At 48.3% G+C, this 4131-nt stretch carries 4 protein-coding genes; 3 read left to right on the forward strand and 1 reads right to left on the reverse strand.

Annotated elements, in window-relative coordinates; genetic code table 11:
* Both GX147_10995 and GX147_11000 read left to right on the forward strand, forming a co-directional pair.
* The coding region (locus tag GX147_10995) for a M20/M25/M40 family metallo-hydrolase (GenBank protein NLN61194.1) at positions 1-286 on the forward strand (286 nt) is incomplete at its 5' end.
* Positions 287-346: 60 nt separating this feature from the next.
* Positions 347-904, forward strand: coding sequence for a M20/M25/M40 family metallo-hydrolase (locus GX147_11000; GenBank protein ID NLN61195.1), 558 nt, complete (start codon positions 347-349; stop codon positions 902-904).
* Positions 905-1045: 141 nt separating this feature from the next.
* On the opposite strand, the gene GX147_11005 is transcribed toward GX147_11000, so the two are convergent.
* On the reverse strand, positions 1046-2572 hold the full coding sequence (locus GX147_11005) for an acyl-CoA carboxylase subunit beta (protein ID NLN61196.1): 1527 nt from the start codon (positions 2570-2572) through the stop codon (positions 1046-1048).
* A gap of 258 nt (positions 2573-2830) precedes the next feature.
* On the opposite strand from GX147_11005, the gene GX147_11010 reads away from it, so the two are divergent.
* Entirely contained in the window at positions 2831-4012 is a 1182-nt protein-coding gene (locus tag GX147_11010) for a phosphoglycerate kinase (protein ID NLN61197.1), read from the forward strand.
* The last annotated feature ends 119 nt before the right edge of the window (positions 4013-4131 follow it).

Here is a 4131-nt window from a genome sequence, read left to right on the forward strand (position 1 = left end):
CCCTTATCAGGGTTACGTCAAGGACGGTTGTGTTTATGGACGCGGCACCGAGGACAATCAACAGGACCTGGTCGCCTCTATCTTTGCAGCCAGGGCTTTCCTTGATGAAAATATACTGCCGAAATCGTCAATTGGTTTGGCGTTTGTTGCCGATGAAGAAACCTCAAGCCGCTGGGGATTGGATTACGTTCTCCAGCATCCCGACAACCCTTTTAAGAAAAAAGATTTGATTGTTGTACCCGATTCAGGTGAACCAGACGGGTGCGCCATCGAAATTGCCGAATAGAGTATTCTCTGGTTGCGTTTCACGACGAAAGGGGGGCAGTGTCATGGCAGCCGACCGGCCATGGGCAAAAACGCCTTCCTTGCCTCGTCACACCTGATCGTCCAGCTGCAGTCGCTCTACAAAAAATTTCCTGTTCGGAATCGTTTATTCAATCCTCCCGAGAGTACCTTTCAGCCGACAAGAAAAGAAGCCAATCACTCGAGTATTAACACGATTCCAGGTGAGGATGTTTTTTACATGGATTGCCGGGTTTTGCCTCAATATGACCTGAAAGAGGTAATGAAAACGGTTCGCCTCATTGCTGATTCCGTTGCGGAACGCTTTGGAATAACCATCGATGTCGAATCCGTACAGTCCGTTCAGGCTCCCCCCCCTACTCCGGCAACTGCTGCGGTTGTCCGTGCTCTCAAATTGGCAATCAGGGATGTCTACCAAGTTAAGGGGCAAACTGTGGGAATTGGAGCGGGAACAGTCGCAGCGGTCTTTCGGAAGTATGGTTATGAAGCCGCAGTGTGGAGTAAATTACGTTATAAGGCACACCAGCCCGATGAGTCCTGTTTGATCAGCAATATGGTCGGGAATGCAAAGGTTTTTGCTCATCTGATGATGCAGTCCTGATATTCAGTGCGCTCGTCCTGGGAGTGTGTTTAGCGATACCTTAATGTGCGAGATGAGGCGAGTCCCTTGCAGGCAATGAACGCTTGATTTTTTATCCCTTATCTGTTGTTCCAAATCCGTATCATGATGAAAGGGATACAATTACAGCGGGATATTGTTATGTTTTTTTGGAATAGGCGCATATGCCTTGTTCTTCAATACCTCCAAAAGTGATATGATCTTTTTCCTGGTTTCGCGCGGGAAGATAATTTCATCGATGATACCCAGACTGGCAGAAAAATAGGGATTACTGAAATGTTCTTCGTAGGCTCTGGCCAGTTCAAGCCGTTTCGCCTGTGGGTCGGATGCGCTCAATATTTCTTTGCGATAGACGATATTGCAGGCCGCTTCAGCGCCCAATACGGCAATTTCCGCTGAAGGCCATGCCATCACATAGTCTGCCCCCAATTGTTTGCTGCACATGGCAATGTATGCTCCCCCGTAATCTTTTCTGATAATGACGGTGATCTTGGGTACCGTTGCTTCGGCATAGGCGTGGAGCAACTTTGCGCCGTGGCTGATGATTCCCAATTGTTCCTGCCTGCTTCCAGGCATGTAGCCCGGAACATCGGCCAAAGTGAGAAGAGGGATATTGAAGGCGTCGCAGAAACGGATGAAGCGGGCAGCCTTGTCGGAAGCATGGACATCCAAAACGCCGGCATAGTATTTTGGATTGTTGGCGATGACTCCCACCGTTTGGCCCATGATTCGGATAAAACAGACAATGATGTTCTGCGCCCATGCGCTGTGTGGTTCCATGAATTGCCCCCCGTCAGCGATGCACCGGATAATCAATTTCATATCATAACTTTTGGAGGGCGCGTCGGGAACAATATCATCCAGCTCAAATGATATGCGATCGGGGTTGTCTCCCTGATCAAGCAGGGGGGCGGTGCCGCTGCAATTGTCGGGCAAATAGGATAAAAGAACCTGTATTTTTTTGATGCAGTCAGCATCATCCGCTGTGCTGAAGTGGCAGACGCCATTTTTCGTCGAATGGACGAGAGGACCACCCAAGTCCTCGTGGCTGATTTCCTCGCCGATAATCGATTTGATGACGTCGGGCCCTGTTATATACATATAGCTGCTGTTCTGGACCATGAATACCCAATCTGTGAGAGCGGGGGAATAAACCGCCCCTCCGGCTGTTGGTCCCATGATTGCCGTGATTTGCGGAATATAACCTGAAGCCCGTGTATTGCGGTAAAAAATCCCCCCGTATCCTTCCAGGGCCGGCACCCCTTCCTGAATCCGCGCGCCCCCTGAGTCATTCAGGGCAATAAAGGGCCTTTGAGCCTCAAAAGCCATATCCATGATTTTCCATATTTTTTTTGCATGCATTTCACCGAGGCTCCCTCCGGAGCTCGTGAAATCCTGTGCCGCGACAAAAACACTTCGACCGTTGACCTTTCCGTAACCGGTGATGACGCCGTCGGCGTGAATCGTTTTGCCGTCCAGACCGAACAAATGGGAACGATGTTTGACAAAAAGCTGCACCTCATTAAAAGAGCCTTTATCAAAAAACAGATTCAGTCGCTCCCGTGCCGTTAGTTTGCCGAGATCGTGTTGTTTCTGCACCATTTCAGGACCGCCAAGTGTCGTGATCTCGGTAATATTCTGTTCCAGCATGCTGATTTTATGAGAAGTATCATTGATGCTTTTGTGTTTTTTCTTCGTCTTCATCTAATCAGAAATCTCCTAGCTATAAAGATAATCGCCTGAATACGGTCTGTTAAAGACGGTTACAGGAATTCCGTGTTGACCTGTGCAGGCAGGTAAGCTATATATGCCCGCAAAATTGTAAATACGCGCAGGCGTACTTAAGAACTTCATTCCTGATAACAAAAAATTAGAGATTCTTGTATCAGAACATTCCAGGGAGGCGCAATGAAATTTATTGATGAAATGAACTTGAAGGACAAAAAGGTGCTGTTCCGTTTCGATTTTAATGTGCCGTTGGATAATTCGCAAAATATTACAGATGACACGCGAATTCGTGCTGTGCTGCCTTCCATCAACTATGCACTTGACGAAGGTGCTTCGGTTATTATGATCTCCCACCTGGGAAGACCCAAGGGAAAGCCGGACCCGAAATACAGTCTGGCTCCGGTTGCCAAGAGGTTGTCCCGTTTTTTGGGGAAAGATGTCCATATGCTCAATGATTGCATCGGGGATGAGGTCATATCTTTCACCCGGAAGATGACACAGGGTGATTTGGTCTTACTGGAGAATCTCAGATTTTATCCGGAAGAAGAGATGAATGACGACGAGTTCGCCAAAAAATTGGCCGCTTATGGGGATGTGTATATTGACGATGCATTTGGGAATGCTCATCGCATTCACGCCTCGAATGTCGGCATCACCCAGTTTGTCAAAGAATGCGGAGCGGGATTCTTGATCAAGAGGGAACTGAATTATTTTAGGAATGTCTTGAAAAATCCAGCCAGACCCTTTGTGGCTATCATCGGTGGTTCAAAAGTATCCGATAAGTTGGAAGCCCTCTCAAATTTGATCCACCGCGTCGACAAGATGATTATCGGCGGTGGTATGGCTTTCACTTTCTTGAAGGCACAGGGATTTGAAATTGGAAAGTCGATCTTCGAAGAGCACCTGATGGACAAAGCCTTGACGATTCTTAAAGACGCAAAAGAATTGGGTGTAAAACTTTATCTCCCGGTCGATTGCGTCATCGCCGAAGACAAACATGCTGGTGCGGAAACGAAAATTGTTCCGGTTCAGGAAATCAATCCCAAGTGGATGGGGTTGGATATCGGACCGGCCACAATCACACTTTTTTCAGAAGCACTGAATAACGCGAAGACCATTGTCTGGAACGGGCCAATGGGGATGTTCGAAATAGATGCCTTCGGCAGAGGGACGGCGGCTCTTGCGCACAGTGTTGCCAACAGTTATGCCCTGTCTATCGTCGGTGGGGGAGACACGGATGTCGCCATAAACAAAACGGGGGAACAGGACAAGATCACATACATATCCACCGGTGGCGGAGCCTCTCTGGAGCTTCTTGAAGGCAAGGAACTGCCAGCCATCAAAGCGCTGGATCGATGTTGACTTGTCATTCTCGGGGAACTTTTTTCCTATGGGCCATTGGTTGATACTGGTTGGGGCTGTCTTGGAGCACCCGTATTGCCCGGTCCGGGATCTATTGATTTGTAGATCGTCTTACTAAA

The organism is Deltaproteobacteria bacterium (assembly GCA_012522415.1).
GTDB lineage: Bacteria > Desulfobacterota > Syntrophia > Syntrophales > JAAYKM01 > JAAYKM01.